Source organism: Sphingobacterium sp. HMA12, from assembly GCF_002933815.1.
Classification (GTDB): Bacteria; Bacteroidota; Bacteroidia; order Sphingobacteriales; family Sphingobacteriaceae; genus Sphingobacterium.
Genome location: NZ_BEYR01000001.1, coordinates 2,016,481 through 2,033,184, shown reverse-complemented (window position 1 = coordinate 2,033,184; position 16,704 = coordinate 2,016,481). Strand labels below are relative to the sequence as shown.

Sequence of the window (16,704 nt, the reverse complement as noted above, 5' to 3'; positions counted from 1 at the left end):
AACCAACGCTCTTTGGCAGGATCAGCTTGACTGTCCTTATTGAGATACAGTGTAACTAAAGCACCTATTCCAAAAATAATAGCATTATATTCGCAATAAACAGATACATGGTCAACCTCTTTTTTGTTGTTGGATAAAGAATATGCTCTTCAAATTGAATCGCAGCTTTGGTGGGGTAATCACTAGAATTAATTCCTCCAGATAAGCCAGACAACTCACGATTAACATTAGGTGAAAATAGATTGCATGAAATCCTAGTACGAAGTAGCTAAAGATAAATATGCCCTGTAGGTAGCCAGTTATTTTATAAGACCATAAATGAAAGCTGGGGAACCGTTGTTATCATTCCCATGAAAGCCATCAGGTATGTCCCTATGTCCGCGACCGAATCCAGCTTAGCTCCAAATTCTGTCTGAAGTTTAAATAGTCTGGCGATTAATTTTTTCAAAACGAGGGCTGGCAATATACACTATAAACAAGAAAAGCCCATCGACTGATGAGCTTTCTTGTACCTAGGGCGGGAATCGAACCCGCACTCCCTTAACGGGAACAGGATTTTAAGTCCTGCGTGTCTACCAGTTCCACCACCTAGGCAGGTGAGCGAAAAACGAGATTCGAACTCGCGACCCCAACCTTGGCAAGGTTGTGCTCTACCAACTGAGCTATTTTCGCATTGGAATTATTTTTCAAAGAAATCCAGAACATCGCGTTCTGCTTTTTTTGGTGGTGCCAGCTGGATTCGAACCAGCGACACAAGGATTTTCAGTCCTTTGCTCTACCAACTGAGCTATGGCACCTTTTCAATGGGAGACGTTTGCCTTATTGATGCTGCAAATATAGAGGGATTATTTGAAATACAAAAGGCAAAAGCGCTTTTTTTTGCGTTTAAACGCCAACCTGCTGATTCCTAAGTGGAAAAAATAAAGGGCTATTCGATCCGAATAGCCCTCCAATATTGTCTAGGTGGATCTTATTAAGATAATTTACCTACTTCTAATACTAGATCAACGATTTTGTTTGAATAACCCCACTCGTTGTCATACCAAGATACGACTTTAACGAAGTTATCATTCAAAGAAATACCAGCTTTAGCATCGAAGATTGAAGTACGTGCATCTCCCAAGAAGTCTGTTGAAACAACTTCATCCTCTGTGTAACCCAAGATACCTTTTAAGTCACCTTCAGAAGCTTCTTTCATAGCAGTTTTGATCTCTTCGTAAGAAGCACCTTTGTTTAAACGTACTGTTAAGTCAACAACTGAAACGTCAGCAGTAGGAACACGTAGTGACATACCTGTCAATTTACCTTTCAATTCAGGAAGAACTAGACCTACAGCCTTAGCAGCACCTGTAGAAGAAGGGATAATGTTTTGGTAAGCACCACGTCCACCTCTCCAGTCTTTCACAGAAGGACCATCTACAGTTTTTTGAGTAGCTGTCACAGCATGTACAGTAGTCATCAAACCTTCAACGATACCGAATTTGTCATTCAATACCTTAGCGATAGGCGCTAAACAGTTTGTTGTACAAGATGCATTCGAAACGATATGTTGATCAGCTTTTAACTCTTTGTGGTTTACACCCATCACGAAAGTAGGGGTGTCATCTTTTGCCGGAGCTGACATCACAACTTTTTTCGCACCTGCATCAATGTGTTTTTGAGCCAGTTCTTGTGTCAAGAAGAAACCTGTAGATTCGATGATTACTTCAGCGCCTACTTCATTCCATTTCAAGGTTGCCGGATCTTTTTCAGCAGTTACACGGATTGTTTTGCCATTCACGACCAAGTTACCGTCTTTCACCTCTACAGTACCGTCAAATTTACCGTGAGTTGAATCGTATTTCAACATATAAGCCATGTAATCCGGCTCAACTAAGTCATTGATACCAACAATTTCAATTTCTGGACGATTGATAGCAGCTCTGAACGCTAAACGACCAATACGGCCAAATCCGTTAATTCCAATTTTCATATTCTTAATTTTTATTGATATAATATTTAATTAAATTATGTATCGGCTCCTTGACCACGGTGCCAATACTGATATTAAATTCATCTGTCGCTACCTCCCGGAGGATGTTTTCATAATTGAATGCCACCGAACCGGTAAAATTCACATCACTATCTGGATACTCCTTCATTAATGGTTTAATATACGTTTTAATGAAAATACGTAATCCATTTTTGATCAGTTGATTGATAAAGAGGTGCTCCTTGTTTTCAAGTACAAAATCTGTAAATGAATTCAAAAAGTTAGTAGGTTGCGGTGCAATATACACCTTCTCCAAAATGCTTTTCTTATCCAGGGTAAACTCTTTCTCCAATTTTTCTTTCAGATCGAGCGGAAGGGTGTCTGTCATATAGTGCTTCAGCAACTGCTGGCTATTCCAGTTCGTCGCCCCTTCATCCGCGAGAATATAGCCCAAGCCATAGTTGTTTTCTATGATTTTCTTTCCAGTATAATAAGCCGCATTCGATCCACTTCCAATGATGCCCACAATACCTTTTTCATCCCCGAAGGTTGAAATTGCCGAAGCTATGACATCATGATCTACCTTGACCCTGGCGTTGACAAAGAAGCGTTCGAAAACATTTTTGATCTTATCTTTGCGTTCTTTGGAGGAAGAACCGGCACCAAAAAAATAAATACGCTTAATTTTTTCAGCGTTATTGATCAAATTGGTGTTTCTATTTAAATGCTGTAGTATGGACCGTTCATCCTGAAGATAAGGGTTGATACCATTCATGCGGAATCCGGTGGTTATCCGGCCTTTGTCGGCCAACCGCCAGTCTGAGAATCGAGATCCACTGTATACTACTGCTATCATAGTCTGCTTTACTTTATATTATAAAATCTCAGCCATTTCCAATAGATCGGGGCTAAGTTTAATTTCCTTATTGCTGATAGCTTCTTCAATCGGTGTAGTCTTGATTTCATTACCGCGGAGCCCCACGGTGATGCGCGTATTGCCTGCTAAAATTTCATTCACGGCTGCAAACCCCAATCGACTGGCTAATACGCGGTCAAAACTCGTTGGAGATCCACCACGTTGCAAATGCCCTAATATACTAACTTTCGTGTCGTAATGATCAAATTTTTCCTTTACTTTTTTTGCGACATAGTACGCACCACCATTTTGGTCACCTTCGGCCACAATAACAATGGATGAGGATTTCTTTTTAATCGCTCCATCTTCCAGGTGACGGATCAAGTCATCAATAGCCGTCTCTTTCTCTGGAAGTAAGATGGCTTCTGCACCACCGGCAATTCCAGCGTTTAATGCGATACATCCCGAGTCTCTGCCCATGACCTCAACAAAGAAAAGGCGCTCATGGGAAGCAGCCGTATCTCTGATTTTGTCGATGGCCTCAATAACGGTGTTATTAGCTGTATCATAACCAATGGTATAGTCAGATCCGTAAAGGTCGTTGTCAATTGTTCCGGGAATACCTACAATCGGAATCTCAAATTCTTTGGAGAAGAAATTCGCACCAGTAAAAGTTCCGTCACCACCGATCACTACCAAAGCATCAATTTCTGCTGCCTTCAAATTATCGTATGCGATTTTTCGTCCTTCCGTTGTTTTAAACTCAAGACAACGCGCTGTTTTTAATATCGTACCACCGCGCTGTATGATGTTACTCACCGAGCGGGTATCCATTTCTTTAAAATTTCCGTCAATTAGGCCTTGATAACCCTGATAAATTCCGGTTACCTGAAGGCCCTTGTGTAGCGCTGTACGGACGACAGCACGAATGCAGGCATTCATGCCGGGTGCGTCACCGCCAGATGTTAATACGCCTATTTTTTTAATTTCTTTTATCACACTCTATATTTTAGGTTTTACGAATATAAGATTTTTATAGTGTATATTCTACACTTTGAATAAATTTTTCATTATTTTTTTGCGCATCACGTTTAGGAAGCGTATAATTGTTACAGATAACCCGATGATTAGTAGCCGATAAATTTAGCTCAGTATATTGCACATAAATAAATTTAGAAGTTTTGTATAGTAATTTTACCGTAGACTGTGTCATATTAGGCTTTCATGAAGGAGAATTAAAAGTTCTTTTGGCTGAAAGAAATGAATATCCTTTTAAGGATTGGTGGGCATTGCCAGGCTTTTTTGTGGATAATGACGAAGAGATGGAAGATGCCGTAAAAAGAATTTTGTATGAAAATACAGGTTTGAAGGATGTATTTATGGATCAGTTACATTCTTTTGCGGGCCTCAAACGGCACCCAAAGGGACGTATTCTGACTGTAGCTTACTATGCCCTTGTCCAACTTGATAATACAAAATTAAAAACAAAGCCTGTTACAAATTATATGAAACAGGCAAAATGGTTTCCAGTGAGAAATGTTCCTGAACTGGCATTTGACCATAAACAGATTTTGGACCTATGTCTGGAAAGATTGCAGCGTCGTCTGGCCTATAAACCCATCGCTTTTGAATTATTACCTGAAAAATTCACCCTCACCCAGTTGCAATTGGTGTATGAGGGAATATTAAATAAAACATTGGATAAACGCAATTTTAGAAAGAAAATGCAGAATTACGGCTTTCTAAAGGAGTTGGATGAAGTCCAAACTGGAGTTGCTTACCGGGCAGCAAGGCTGTATAAACTGGACAAAAGAAAATTCCTCAAACATTTTCAGAATACTGTAGCGTTTTAATCAAATCTGAGTTATTAAGGGAAAGGCAAACTTCTAAAGTTTGCCTTTTTTGTTGTCAACTAAATATCAAATTATTATCGATTTCAAAATATATTTTGTACGAAATGTTACTTTTTATATTTTTGAACAATTTCTGATAAAAGTCAGAAAGTAGAAAGGAGTTTTTTGAAGAATGGAAGATAGAAAAGACCAGATCATTGATGCTGCCATAAGACGCTTTATGCACTATGGATTTAGTAAGACAACAATGAATGAAATTGCAGAGGATATAAAAATCACCAAGGCGAATTTATATTATTATTACTCGGAGAAGAATGCGCTTATACGCGACGTCATTATACGTTTGACCGATGAGTACCGGGAGGAGGAGGAGGAGTTGGTTGCCATACATAAAGGCACAACCTACGAGCTGATTATGAAGATCCTGGAGTTAAGGGATGCTTTTGTGCGCAAGTATTATATGTTGCACATGAACGAAAACCTGGAGTGGATAAAAGGGCTTTCGATGCAGGATTTCTTTCAGTGTCTCCACAACCGGGATGTTAAGGCGCTCTATGAAATATTTAGGGTCGGTGCAGAGAAGGGTGAACTCAACGAAGAGCATTTGTATGAAACAGCGGAAATCTATGTGGAACTGATGAAGAGTTTATCCTTGATGTGCAATATTTCCGATATCATTTCCGGGATACCAAATCAGGATCGTTTTGATGAAGTCTTACAGAAACAAAAATTGGCTACGAAGCTGTTTTTTAATGGTATAAATAAAAAGTAGATATAAAATTAGGACAAATAAATTAGGAATGAAAACAATCAGAATACTAGCCAGCCTTTTATTAGGTACGATGGTTTTCCAAAGTCATGCACAGCAGCAATTAAGCCTAAGTGATGCGATCAAATTTGCTTTGCAGAACAAAAAGGAAGCTAAAAAAGCTAAATTGGATCTTGAAAATGCCCAATACCAAATCGATGAAGTCAGAGGTAGTGCATTGCCCCAAATTACGGCGAGCGGATCCCTAAAATATAATGTTTTGATTCCAGAAATGGTATTGGAAGCAGGTGGGCAGACGCAAACAATCAAGATGGGCCAACCTTGGAATTCCACAGCGATGGTTTCGCTCAATCAACAGTTATTTAACCAATCGATATTTACAGGGTTAAAGGCCGCAAAGACGACGAAAGAATTTTATCAAATAAATGCCCAGCTGACAGATGAGCAGGTAATTGAGAAAGTAGCAAACGCTTACTACGAAATTTATCAGGAGCACCTGAAATTGCAGACCATTGAGAATAATTTGCAGAGTACAACAAAAACTAAGAATGTAACGGAAGGAATGGTCAATGCCGGGTTGGCAAAGCGAATTGATTTGGATCGTCTGGTTGTCAATGTAAATAACCTGGAAGCCCAACGGCAACAGTCCTTGAATTCAGTTCAGATTAAAGAGAATGCCCTGAAGTTTGCAATAGGTAAGCCAATTGAAGAGGATATTGAGTTGTCGAAAGAAACATTTGAGCTCAATCCGGCCCTTACGGCTGAAAATGCTAATGTTGAAAATCGCACCGAGGTACAATTGGCTAAAAAGCAAATTGAATTGTATCAACTCAATAAAAAATCCAAAGTCGCAGATCTTTATCCGAAGTTATCTTTGGGAGGAGATTTCGGTTTTAATGGTTTTGGTAAAGGTTTTCCGATCGGTAGCAGTTTCAATTGGCCTAAAACTTCGAGCATTGGTTTAAACCTTTCTGTTCCAATTTTTACAGGGGGGACTACTAAAGCAAAAATCAACCAGGCTGATATCCAGATTAGACAGGCTGAGGTGGATCTGGAGGACACTAAGCTCGGTCTGAATTTGGCAAAAGAGAATGCCCGTTCGCAGGTTAAGATCAGTTTATTGAATATTGATAACAACCGTCGCAACGTGGTACTTGCCAAGGATGTATTGAGTGATACGCAAAATAATTTTAATAATGGTCTTGCGACATTGACGGAGTTATTGGATGCAGAGAAGGCCTTAGCAGATGCTGAAAACAATTTAAATACCAGCTTATTGAATTATAAGGTTGCCGAAGTACAGATTATAAAGGCAAATGGTGAACTAAAATCATTAATTAAAGAATAATTGACTACAACTATATGAAACGCGGAATTATTACCTTATTGATTATTGCTGCCGGGTTGGCAGGTATATTTTTTGTCCTGAACAAAAATAAAAAGAAAAATGAAGCCGAAACAGCAGAAGTTGCCAAAACAAATGCGGCTATCGCGGTCCGTATTGATACAGCCAAAGTAAGCTCGATGGACTTACGTTACACCGCTAACGGGACGTTTGAACCTAAGCAGGAAGTGACTGTCGGAGCAGAAACTGCAGGACGTGTTGTCCGTGTATTGGTGGATGAGGGAGCACATGTGAGTGTTGGTCAGACATTGGCAATTATAGAAGGTGACAAACTAAATGTAAATGTCGCAAATGCACAGGCATCTTATGATAATGCATTAGCGGATATGAAACGTCATGAAAATGCTTTTTCAACAGGTGGTGTCACGCAACAAAAAGTAGATGAAGTAAGATTGAAATTGGAAAGTGCCAAAAACAGCTTACGTTCAGCTAAATTAAACGCAGGAGATGTAACCATCAAAACCTCGGTAGCGGGAATTGTCAATGCACGTAAAATTGAACCTGGTGCTTATGTAAGTCCTGGAACTCCCGCTTTTGATATCGTGAATGTGGGTACACTAAAATTACGTGTCAATGTGGATGAGAAAAATGTGGCGACCTTAAAAATCGGTCAATCTGTGGATGTATCGGCAAGTGTTTATGCTGATCAAAGATTCACGGGTAAAGTGACGTTTATCGCGCCTAAATCAGACGGAAGCTTAAATTTCCCGGTAGAAATTGAAGTCAATAACTCATCTAATCAATTGCGTGCCGGTATGTACGGTACGGCGATGTTTGGCGAGGGTGCTGCAAACAATACGTTGATCGTGCCTCGTAATGCATTCGTCGGTAGTGTGAGCGACAATAAAATATTCGTTCTCAAAAATGGTAAAGCAATCGAAACCAATGTGAAATCCGGAAGAAATTTTGGCGATTACATTGAAATCTTGGGTGGCCTACAAAATGGTGATCAAGTGATTGTTTCGGGTCAAATCAATTTGTTTGATCAGAGCCCTGTTGAAATTATTAAATAATGTTTACTGAAAACCAGTAGCAAATGAAGTTGTGGTTTCATTACCATTAAAAACAAATAATTCTAATGAAAATTACCGAAATATCGATAAAACGTCCCAGTATAATTATCGTATTATTTATAATACTGACATTAGGCGGGCTGTTTTCCTATACTCAGTTGGGGTACGAGTTAGTCCCTAAATTTGAGATCAACGTGATCACGGTGCAGACTGTCTATCCGGGGGCATCACCTTCCGAAGTGGAAAGTTCGGTCACCAAAAAAATTGAGGATGCTATTTCCTCCCTGGAGAGTATCAAGAAAGTTGAATCGACCTCCCTGGAAGGGGTATCCATTGTGATGATTACCCTAAATAACGGGGCCGATGTCAACTTCCTGCTGACCGATGCACAACGGAAGATCAATGCCGTTGTCAACGATCTGCCGGGTGATGTAAAAACACCGTCCTTATCCAAATTCTCATTGGATGATGTTGCGATTATGAGTTTGGCCGTTACATCTAATCTATCCGAAAAAGAATTGTATGACCTCTTGGACAACAAGATTCAGCCGGTTTTTGCGCGGATCAATGGAGTGGCTAAAGTGGATATGATTGGGGGGGAAGAACGTGAGATTCAAATTTCTGTAGATCCGAAGAAAATCGAAGGTTATGGTTTGACAATCGCGCAGGTTCAACAAACCGTAGCAGCTTCAAATCTCGACTTTCCTACAGGTAACGTAAGTACCCGCGATAACAGAACAACGATCCGTCTGGCGGGTAAAGTGACCTCGATCGAGGAATTGCGTAATCTTCCGATTACGACGCCAACAGGTGCACAGATTTATTTACGTGACATCGCCGATGTACAGGATGGTATCAAAGAAATTGAGAAAGTGGCCCGTCTGGATCGCCAGAACACCATCTTATTGCAGGTCTTTAAGCAGTCAGATGCAAACGCGGTGGCCGTATCAGAAGGGGTCAAAAAGACAATAGAGCAAGTAGAGAAAGATTATGCAAGCAACAAAATCAAGATTCTTGTTGCAAATGACTCGTCTGACTTTACATTGAATGCTGCAAATAACGTTATCCATGACTTGATGATTGCGATTGCGCTGGTAGGTTTCATTATGTTGTTCTTCTTGCAAAGTTTGCGTAATGCCGCGATTACCATGGTTGCTATTCCATTGTCTTTGATCGCTACATTTATTGGCTTGTTGCTTATGGGATACACACTTAACCTGATGTCTTTATTGGGACTATCACTTGTTGTGGGTATTCTGGTGGATGATGCGATCGTTGTTATCGAGAATATTCACCGCCACATGGAGATGGGTAAAAATAAAGTGCGGGCGGCATTTGACGGGGCGTCTGAGATCGGGTTTACCGTAACAGCGATTACCTTAGTTATCGTGGTGGTGTTCTTGCCAATTGCGATGTCAACCGGTCTGGTGGCAAATATTCTGGCACAATTCTGTGTGACTGTCATTATCTCCACCTTGTTGTCGTTATTGGTGTCATTTACTGTTGTCCCATGGTTATATTCCCGTTTCGGAAAACTGGAGCACTTGAGTAAAACTTCATTCTTTGGACGTATCATCCACGGGTTTGAAAGTGGTCTGACAGCATTTACACATTGGGTATCTGGACTGTTGGTCTGGGCATTAAAAAGCCGTATGAATAAACTGGCAACGCTCGGACTCGCGGTAGGCCTGTTGATTGCTTCATTTATGCTTGTGGTCAAAGGTTATATCGGTTCAGATTTCTTTCCTGGGATAGACCGGAAGGAATTTTTCATCCAATTGGAATTGGACAAAGATGCTTCTTTGGAGAAAACCAATTTACTGACGCAAAAAGCTGAAGCTTATATCAAATCTAAACCAGATGTGAAAGAAATCATTACCACGGTAGGTCAATCTTCGGATGGTATGGCTTCGACAACAGGATCGCGCTACAAGTCTGAAATCCATGTTATTCTGGACAAGGAGAATTTTGAAGGAAACTCTCAGGTATACTCTGCAACTTTAAAACGTGAATTGGAGAATAAGCTGATCGGGGCCAAAATTAAAACGGTGAATGTTGGTATTATGGGGGCGGAACAAGCTCCATTGAAATTGACTATCATCGGTGCTTCGGTCGAAGATGCGCAGCAATTCGCAGAGAAAGCCGCAGATCAATTGCGTAAAATCCCGGGAGCTGCAGGTGTGAAGCTTACTTCCGAAGCTGGTAACCCAGAGATTAATGTTAAGATTGACCGCGATAAGATGACGTCTTTAGGACTTAATGTATCTACGGTAGGTATGATGATGCAGACTGCATTTTCCGGAAATACAGACAATAAATATAGAGCGGGCGACAATGAGTATGATATCAATATCCGGTATACAGAAAGTGGCCGGGCAAGTATAGATAACGTGCGTGACCTGAAATTTATCAATAGCAAAGGAGCATCGATTTCATTGGATCAATTCGCAACGGTATCTTATGGTTCAGGACCTACCTTATTGGAGCGCCGTGATAAATCGCCGGCGGTATCAATCCAAGGGCAGGCGATCGGTAGACCAATGGGTACAGTGGCCCAGGAATGGCAGGCACAATTTGAAAAGCTTCCACGTAAACCGGGTATCGTATTTATCTGGGGCGGTAACATGGAAAACCAATCGGAAGGTTTTGGTACATTAGGAATTGCTTTATTGGCATCAATTATCTTGGTATACCTGGTAATGGTGGCTCTTTATGATAGCTTTATTACACCTTTTGTGGTATTGTTCTCCATTCCGTTGTCTTTTATCGGTGCTTTGTTATTCTTGGCCTTAGGTAATCAGACCTTGAACATCTTTACCATTTTGGGTATCATTATGTTGATCGGATTGGTGGCCAAGAATGCGATCATGCTCGTCGATTTTGCCAATCACCGGAAAGAAGCTGGTGATAATACCCACGATGCGCTGGTCGCAGCGAATCATGCCCGTCTCCGTCCAATTTTGATGACGACAATTGCGATGGTATTCGGTATGATTCCAATTGCTATCGCTACAGGTGATGGTGCGGATATGAACAGAGGTTTGGCTATTGTCATCATCGGTGGTCTATTATCTTCTTTGTTCTTGACCTTGGTTGTCGTTCCCGTCGTGTATTCGATCTTTGACCGATTTGGGAAAAAGAAAAAGACTGATTATGAGGCGCTCATGGTAGAAGATTACGATCATGTTGATGTCGCAGAACATTAAGCATATATCAATTTTACAAAAAAAAGGAGGCTAAGTCATTGGCCTCCTTTTTTTTGTATTAATTTTAGGTTAATCAATCGATTGCGTAAATATTTTTTATTACATTGCGACCGCATTAACAAAATATATATACTTAAAATTGAGACAAGCATGTGTGGAATTGTAGGATACACAGGTTACCGTCAGGCGTATGGTATCGTCATTGACGGATTGAAAAAATTAGAATACCGTGGTTATGACAGTGCAGGAGTTGCACTGCACAAAGGTGAACATGTTGATGTTTACAAAAAGACTGGAAAGGTCGTGAATTTGGAAGAATTCGTTTACGGTCAGGATCTTCAGTCAACAACAGGAATAGGGCATACACGATGGGCTACCCATGGTGAACCTTCTGACCGGAATGCCCATCCGCATTACTCAAACAGTGGGCGCATCGCAATGATTCATAATGGTATCATTGAAAACTATGCCTCCCTAAAATCAGAATTAGTTAATAAAGGTTATCATTTCAAAAGTGATACGGATACAGAAGTACTCGTTAATTTTATTGAGGAAATCCAATTACAGAATGAGTGCTCCTTGGAAGAAGCAATTCGTATTGCTTTAAAGAGAGTCGTCGGCGCTTATGTGATTCTTGTCTTAGAAGCTGGTCATCCAGATCGGATTATTGCGGCCAGAAAGGGAAGCCCTCTGGTTATCGGAATAGGCAAAAACGAACACTTTCTAGGTTCAGACGCTTCGCCTATGCTAGCGTATACCAAAGAGGTCGTTTATATCAATGACTATGAACTGGCGATTATTACGCCTGAAGAGCTGATTCTAAAGAATTTGGGGAATGAACGTATCACCCCGTATATTCAAAAGCTGGATCTGGAGTTGTCGGCTATTGAAAAAGGTGGCTACGATCATTTTATGCTCAAGGAAATCTTTGAACAGCCGGATACCATCTACGACTCGATGCGCGGTCGTCTTGATCTGCAGGCGAAACAAATTATTCTTAGCGGAATCGAAAAGTATGCAAATGAGATCAGCAACACTAATCGGATTGTGATTGTGGCTTGTGGTACGAGCTGGCATGCTGGATTAATTGCGGAGTATGTCATCGAAGAATTATGCCGCATCAATGTTGAAGTGGAATATGCCTCTGAATTCCGCTACCGTAATCCAGTAATCCATCCTGGAGATGTTATTTTAGCCATTTCACAAAGTGGCGAGACTGCGGATACCTTGGTAGCCTTGGAGAATGCAAAAAAACAGGGTGCTATTATTCTGGGCGTAGTGAATGTGGTCGGCTCGTCCATTGCACGTCTTTCAGACGCAGGCGCTTATACCCATGCGGGGCCTGAAATCGGTGTGGCAAGTACAAAAGCATTTACGGCGCAGCTGACTGTCTTAAACCTGATTGCCCTAAAAATTGCGGCATTAAAAGGAACGATTTCCGATGAACGCTTTCTGAAACTGTCGGAAGAATTACACGACGTTCCTGAAAAAGTGCAATGGATCTTGGATACACAGATCGAAAAGATTCAACAAATAGCAAAAAAATATAAAGACGCCAGGGATTTCTTGTTTCTTGGCAGAGGGTATAATTTTCCAGTTGCCTTGGAGGGTGCGCTAAAGCTAAAAGAGATCTCTTATATTCATGCCGAAGGTTATCCGGCAGCGGAGATGAAACATGGCCCTATTGCTTTGGTAGATGAGAATTTGCCTGTTGTTTTCGTCGCAACGAAAGATGCTTACCACGAAAAAATTGTTTCCAATATCCAGGAGATAAAGGCTAGAAAAGGGAAGATTATTTCCGTAGTTACCAGAGGTGACGCCGTTTCCGAAAATCTGTCGGATGACTTTATGGAAATCCCAGAGGCAGATGAGGTTATTGCTCCTTTGATCTCTGTTGTTCCCTTGCAGTTATTGTCTTATTATATTGGTGTTGAGTTAGGCTTAGATGTGGACAAACCTCGTAATCTCGCCAAATCTGTCACAGTAGAATAGGGGGCGTATGAGTGTATTAAAGAAAAGACCTTTGGAGCGTTTGGGATATGATTTTATCCCGAATGAATTTCTCCAGGAAGGACAGGATGAGTATACCCTGCGTTTTCAGCAGAATCCACGCAATGATTACCGTGATCTCACAGCAATTGAGGTTCAGGAGCTTATCGCTAATGGCAATTGGTCCAGCGACTGGTCCAAAGTGAAGGTGTCAGCAATCTTTGATCCCAAGCAGGTTCAGGGCTGCAAATTCTACGGTTTGGTGCGTATCGGAAATCTAAGTCCTAGTTACCTCGAATATCGAAACCTGCAGCTTCCCATCGGTTTATATCATTCGACGATTATCAGTTCGGATTTTGGCGATGATGTAGCTGTACATCATATAGGCTATTTATCCTATTTTATTGTGGGTAATGAAGTGTTGTTGAGTCAGATCAAGGAGATGGAGACGGGTAGTACAGCTAAATTCGGAAATGGAATTCTGCGGGATGGTGAAGAATCCGGTAAACGTATCCAATTGGAGCTTTGCAATGAAAATGGAGCACGCTCCGTGTATCCTTTTGACGGCATGCAAGCCGCCGATGTTTACCTGTGGACACGAAATCGCCATGATCGTATGCTACAGCATCGTTTTGAAGAGCTGACAGACCAAAAATTTGGTACACAGCGCGGTTATTATAGCCAGATAGGGGATCGTTGTGTCATTAAAAATACGTTCACAATCAAAAATGTGAAGATTGGTACCGATGCATATATCAAAGGAGTGAACAAGCTGAAAAATGTGACCGTCAATTCTTCCCAGGAATCCTATACGCAAATTGGTGAGGGCTGTGAGCTGGTCAATGGTATCATTGGATACGGTTGCCGTATATTCTATGGGGTCAAAGCTGTACGTTTTATTTTGGCCTCTTACTCGCAACTGAAATATGGTGCACGGTTGATCAATTCTTATCTCGGCGATAATTCGACTATATCCTGTTGTGAAGTACTTAATTCCCTGATTTTCCCAGCGCATGAGCAACATCACAATAATTCTTTCCTGTGCGCGGCATTGGTGATGGGACAAAGCAATATGGCTGCTGGGGCGACTGTGGGTTCAAACCACAATTCCAGGGCTGCAGATGGTGAGATTATCGCCGGCCGCGGCTTTTGGCCGGGATTATGTGTAAGTCTTAAACATAACTCTAGATTTGCCTCTTATTGCCTGATTGTCAAGGGGGACTTCCTGCATGAGCTGGACATACAACTTCCATTCACACTGGTGAGCAATGATGTGCAACATGATCGGCTTGTGCTTATTCCAGGATATTGGTTTATGTATAATATGTATGCCCTGGTCCGCAATGCGAATAAGTATGAAGCTCGGGACAATAGGCATTTCAAAAATCAATATTTTGAGTACGATATGTTGGCGCCTGATACGGTAAATGAAATGTTTGCCGGAATGGATACATTGGCCCTTGCGGTGGCGGAAAGCCTTCAGCAGGAGGAGAATAACACAAGGGAGGGGCGCATCGTGGCTGGACGTGCCTTACTTGCCAACAATATTGATCTAAAGAATAAGACCATTGTTTTATCCGGAGCAGAAAATTCGCGCAGACCCACAGTGATTCAAAAAGTGGGCGAAGCTTATCATCTTTATCGTTCATTTATCAAATATTATGGTGTACTGCACCTAATGGATGCGTTGGAGGAAGGTCGATCGCTCGATGATATCATTGCGAGCCTTGCTGGAGAACAACGGACAAATTGGGAAAATATCGGCGGACAGCTTATCGAAAGTACCGCATTGCAGGTTTTTTTCGATGATATCAAGTCCAAAAAGATAAATTCCTGGGATGATATTCATGAGTTTTATCATGAGTGTAGCAAGAACTATCCATTGGATAAGCGAAAGCATGCCCTATTATCCCTGATTGAAATTCTGACGCTGGAAGGTATGGAAATATCCAGCGATAAAATTGTATCTTTGTTGGATCAGGCTTTGGGACACCGAATCTGGATAGGAGAGCAGATCTACAAATCCCGCGCTAAAGATTACAAAAATCCGTTCAAGAATATGGTATATGCCAATGATGATGAGCGTGATATAGTTGTTGGGAAGTTGACAGAAAACTCCTTTATCAATCAACAGCAAAAAGAGTTAGAGATATTTAAAATAAGGGTTGCTAATTTGAAAGGGCAATTTTAAAAGAAAGGCTTCCGCTCGGAAGCCTTTTCTGTTATCGTTGATATCTGTTTTTATCCGGGTGTCAAATGATGAACTGGCCTATCAAAAACAGTTGGAGCTGAATAATTTATCCTGCATTGTGTATTTTATCCAATGGTTTTCGTTTATTCTCTTTGATATGCTTAAAATGACTAGGGGTCAGTCCGGTAACCTTTTTGAATTGATTGCTTAAATAAGCAACGCTGGAATAATTCAGCTGATAAGCGATTTCGCTTAGTGTCAATTCATCATAGACCAATAGCTCTTTAACATATTCAATCTTTTGGCTAATGAAATATTTTTCGATGGTCATGCCTTCCACATCCGAAAATAAATTCGAAATATAGTTGTAATCATGGTAGATCTGATTGCTTATTATTTCCGATAAATTGAGATTGGTATTGTTATGTTGGTTGCGGATTAAGTCCAGGACCAAATGCTTGACCTGTTCAATCAATACTGTTCTTTTGTCATCGATGAGCTCAAAGCCAAGCGCGGAGAAGCTTTCGGCCAGCTGAGCCGATTGTTCCCGATTCAATGTCTCTTCAATTTCGACCTGTCCTAAAGAAATATGTTTAATGTGAAGATTAAGCTTGGTCAATTCATTTTCGACGACCATGATGCATCTATTGCATACCATATTCTTTATTGCGAGTTTCATTCGATTTTTTTTAATACAAGTTACAAATCTAAACCCAAAAGTCGCAAATTAATCGGACATTCTGTTGTAAGATTTAGGCGATATGTTGTATCTTTTTGGTGCCTTCTACTGGAGCCAGCCGCATACAAGCTGTCCAGCCGATGGAATAGCAGCGGTGATCATGCTAGGGATTAATTGTAATAGGGGTACCGATGGGAACGGCCTGATAAAGTTCATCAATTTCTGTATTGGTTAAGGCCATGCAGCCGAATGTCCAGTCTGTCCAACGTTGTAATTTTCCGATAAAGCCCATTCCATTTCTTAACCCATGGATTTTGATATCACCACCCGCTGTTTTGCCCAAAGATCTGGCATAAGCGATATCCTGATCATTCGGATATGATACGCCTAGGTTCTTGTGGTATTCACTGTACTGATTCTTATCGTTGATATAATATAATCCTTCTGGTGTCTTTAAGTCGCCTTCAATTTTTTTAGCTCCTACTGGCGCTCCGCCAAGCGATATTCGGTAGGATTTGAGTAATTTACCTTCTGCATAAGCTAATAGGGCTCGTTTGGATTTATAGACCACAAGTTTGTCGACCATCGCATTTTTTGGTAAGCGGGGTTCGGGATAAAGATTATAGACGAAAATCCCCAAAATCAATAGGAGGAATACTGTAGCAATGATTTTTAGCCAGTTGTGGCGGTTTTTATTTCGTATCATAAGAATCACTATTATCTAGAATAGAACAGTTATTATACATGGAAAACCCGGATTCATATCAATAG

13 protein-coding genes and 3 tRNA genes are annotated in these 16,704 nt (G+C 40.9%); 7 read left to right on the top strand and 9 right to left on the bottom strand.

All coding sequences use genetic code 11. The features are described 5' to 3' along the window. Positions 1 to 304: 304 nt before the first annotated feature. The 7 genes from HMAT_RS27740 to pfkA all read right to left on the bottom strand — a co-directional run bounded on the left by HMAT_RS27740 (position 305) and on the right by pfkA (position 3,824). A complete protein-coding gene (locus HMAT_RS27740) occupies positions 305 to 448 on the bottom strand; it encodes a CDP-alcohol phosphatidyltransferase family protein (RefSeq protein WP_371412031.1) in 144 nt (47 codons plus the stop codon). Positions 449 to 509: 61 nt separating this feature from the next. After that, positions 510 to 594 (bottom strand) — tRNA-Leu (locus HMAT_RS08705). Positions 595 to 599: 5 nt separating this feature from the next. Beyond that, positions 600 to 672, bottom strand: a tRNA-Gly gene (locus HMAT_RS08700). 49 nt (positions 673 to 721) lie between these two features. After that, positions 722 to 797 (bottom strand) — tRNA-Phe (locus HMAT_RS08695). A gap of 176 nt (positions 798 to 973) precedes the next feature. Continuing rightward, positions 974 to 1,972, bottom strand: a complete 999-nt coding sequence (gene gap, locus HMAT_RS08690; protein ID WP_104382339.1) for a type I glyceraldehyde-3-phosphate dehydrogenase — start codon at positions 1,970 to 1,972, stop codon at positions 974 to 976. A 4-nt stretch (positions 1,973 to 1,976) separates the two neighbouring features. Next, positions 1,977 to 2,828, bottom strand: coding sequence for a hypothetical protein (locus tag HMAT_RS08685; protein ID WP_104382338.1), 852 nt, complete (start codon positions 2,826 to 2,828; stop codon positions 1,977 to 1,979). A gap of 18 nt (positions 2,829 to 2,846) precedes the next feature. Continuing rightward, positions 2,847 to 3,824, bottom strand: coding sequence for a 6-phosphofructokinase (gene pfkA, locus HMAT_RS08680; RefSeq protein ID WP_371412046.1), 978 nt, complete (start codon positions 3,822 to 3,824; stop codon positions 2,847 to 2,849). Positions 3,825 to 4,009: 185 nt separating this feature from the next. On the opposite strand from pfkA, the gene HMAT_RS08675 reads away from it, so the two are divergent. The 7 genes from HMAT_RS08675 (at position 4,010) to HMAT_RS08645 (ending at position 15,254) form a co-directional block, all read left to right on the top strand. Beyond that, positions 4,010 to 4,681, top strand: coding sequence for an NUDIX domain-containing protein (locus tag HMAT_RS08675; RefSeq protein WP_077434873.1), 672 nt, complete (start codon positions 4,010 to 4,012; stop codon positions 4,679 to 4,681). A gap of 172 nt (positions 4,682 to 4,853) precedes the next feature. Next, positions 4,854 to 5,453 carry a TetR/AcrR family transcriptional regulator gene (locus HMAT_RS08670; RefSeq protein ID WP_104382336.1) on the top strand — a complete coding sequence of 200 codons (600 nt, stop codon included), beginning with the start codon at positions 4,854 to 4,856 and terminating at the stop codon, positions 5,451 to 5,453. Between the two features lie 28 nt (positions 5,454 to 5,481). Next, a complete protein-coding gene (locus HMAT_RS08665) occupies positions 5,482 to 6,798 on the top strand; it encodes a TolC family protein (RefSeq protein WP_104382335.1) in 1,317 nt (438 codons plus the stop codon). A 14-nt stretch (positions 6,799 to 6,812) separates the two neighbouring features. Continuing rightward, complete coding sequence (locus tag HMAT_RS08660) at positions 6,813 to 7,868, top strand: efflux RND transporter periplasmic adaptor subunit (protein WP_104382334.1); 1,056 nt, start codon at positions 6,813 to 6,815, stop codon at positions 7,866 to 7,868. A 65-nt stretch (positions 7,869 to 7,933) separates the two neighbouring features. Next, on the top strand, positions 7,934 to 11,074 hold the full coding sequence (locus HMAT_RS08655) for an efflux RND transporter permease subunit (protein ID WP_104382333.1): 3,141 nt from the start codon (positions 7,934 to 7,936) through the stop codon (positions 11,072 to 11,074). A gap of 150 nt (positions 11,075 to 11,224) precedes the next feature. Then, positions 11,225 to 13,066: a glutamine--fructose-6-phosphate transaminase (isomerizing) gene (glmS, locus tag HMAT_RS08650; RefSeq protein WP_104382332.1), complete on the top strand. Its 1,842-nt coding sequence runs from the start codon at positions 11,225 to 11,227 to the stop codon at positions 13,064 to 13,066. A gap of 7 nt (positions 13,067 to 13,073) precedes the next feature. Further along, positions 13,074 to 15,254 (top strand): DUF4954 family protein, encoded by a 2,181-nt coding sequence (locus HMAT_RS08645; RefSeq protein ID WP_104382331.1) that lies wholly within the window; start codon positions 13,074 to 13,076, stop codon positions 15,252 to 15,254. A gap of 106 nt (positions 15,255 to 15,360) precedes the next feature. On the opposite strand, the gene HMAT_RS08640 is transcribed toward HMAT_RS08645, so the two are convergent. Beyond that, positions 15,361 to 15,933, bottom strand: coding sequence for an AraC family transcriptional regulator (locus tag HMAT_RS08640; protein ID WP_104382330.1), 573 nt, complete (start codon positions 15,931 to 15,933; stop codon positions 15,361 to 15,363). A 163-nt stretch (positions 15,934 to 16,096) separates the two neighbouring features. Then, entirely contained in the window at positions 16,097 to 16,639 is a 543-nt protein-coding gene (locus HMAT_RS08635; protein ID WP_104382329.1) for a murein L,D-transpeptidase family protein, read from the bottom strand. Positions 16,640 to 16,704 lie beyond the last annotated feature (65 nt).

Coding starts and splice junctions, on each gene's coding strand:
- HMAT_RS08670 (WP_104382336.1), top strand. CDS start 4,854: ATGGAAGATAGAAAAGACCAGATCATTGATGCTGCCATAAGACGCTTT.
- HMAT_RS08640 (WP_104382330.1), bottom strand. CDS start 15,933: ATGAAACTCGCAATAAAGAATATGGTATGCAATAGATGCATCATGGTC.
- gap (WP_104382339.1), bottom strand. CDS start 1,972: ATGAAAATTGGAATTAACGGATTTGGCCGTATTGGTCGTTTAGCGTTC.
- HMAT_RS08660 (WP_104382334.1), top strand. CDS start 6,813: ATGAAACGCGGAATTATTACCTTATTGATTATTGCTGCCGGGTTGGCA.
- HMAT_RS08635 (WP_104382329.1), bottom strand. CDS start 16,639: ATGATACGAAATAAAAACCGCCACAACTGGCTAAAAATCATTGCTACA.
- HMAT_RS08645 (WP_104382331.1), top strand. CDS start 13,074: ATGAGTGTATTAAAGAAAAGACCTTTGGAGCGTTTGGGATATGATTTT.
- HMAT_RS08685 (WP_104382338.1), bottom strand. CDS start 2,828: ATGATAGCAGTAGTATACAGTGGATCTCGATTCTCAGACTGGCGGTTG.
- glmS (WP_104382332.1), top strand. CDS start 11,225: ATGTGTGGAATTGTAGGATACACAGGTTACCGTCAGGCGTATGGTATC.
- HMAT_RS08655 (WP_104382333.1), top strand. CDS start 7,934: ATGAAAATTACCGAAATATCGATAAAACGTCCCAGTATAATTATCGTA.
- HMAT_RS08665 (WP_104382335.1), top strand. CDS start 5,482: ATGAAAACAATCAGAATACTAGCCAGCCTTTTATTAGGTACGATGGTT.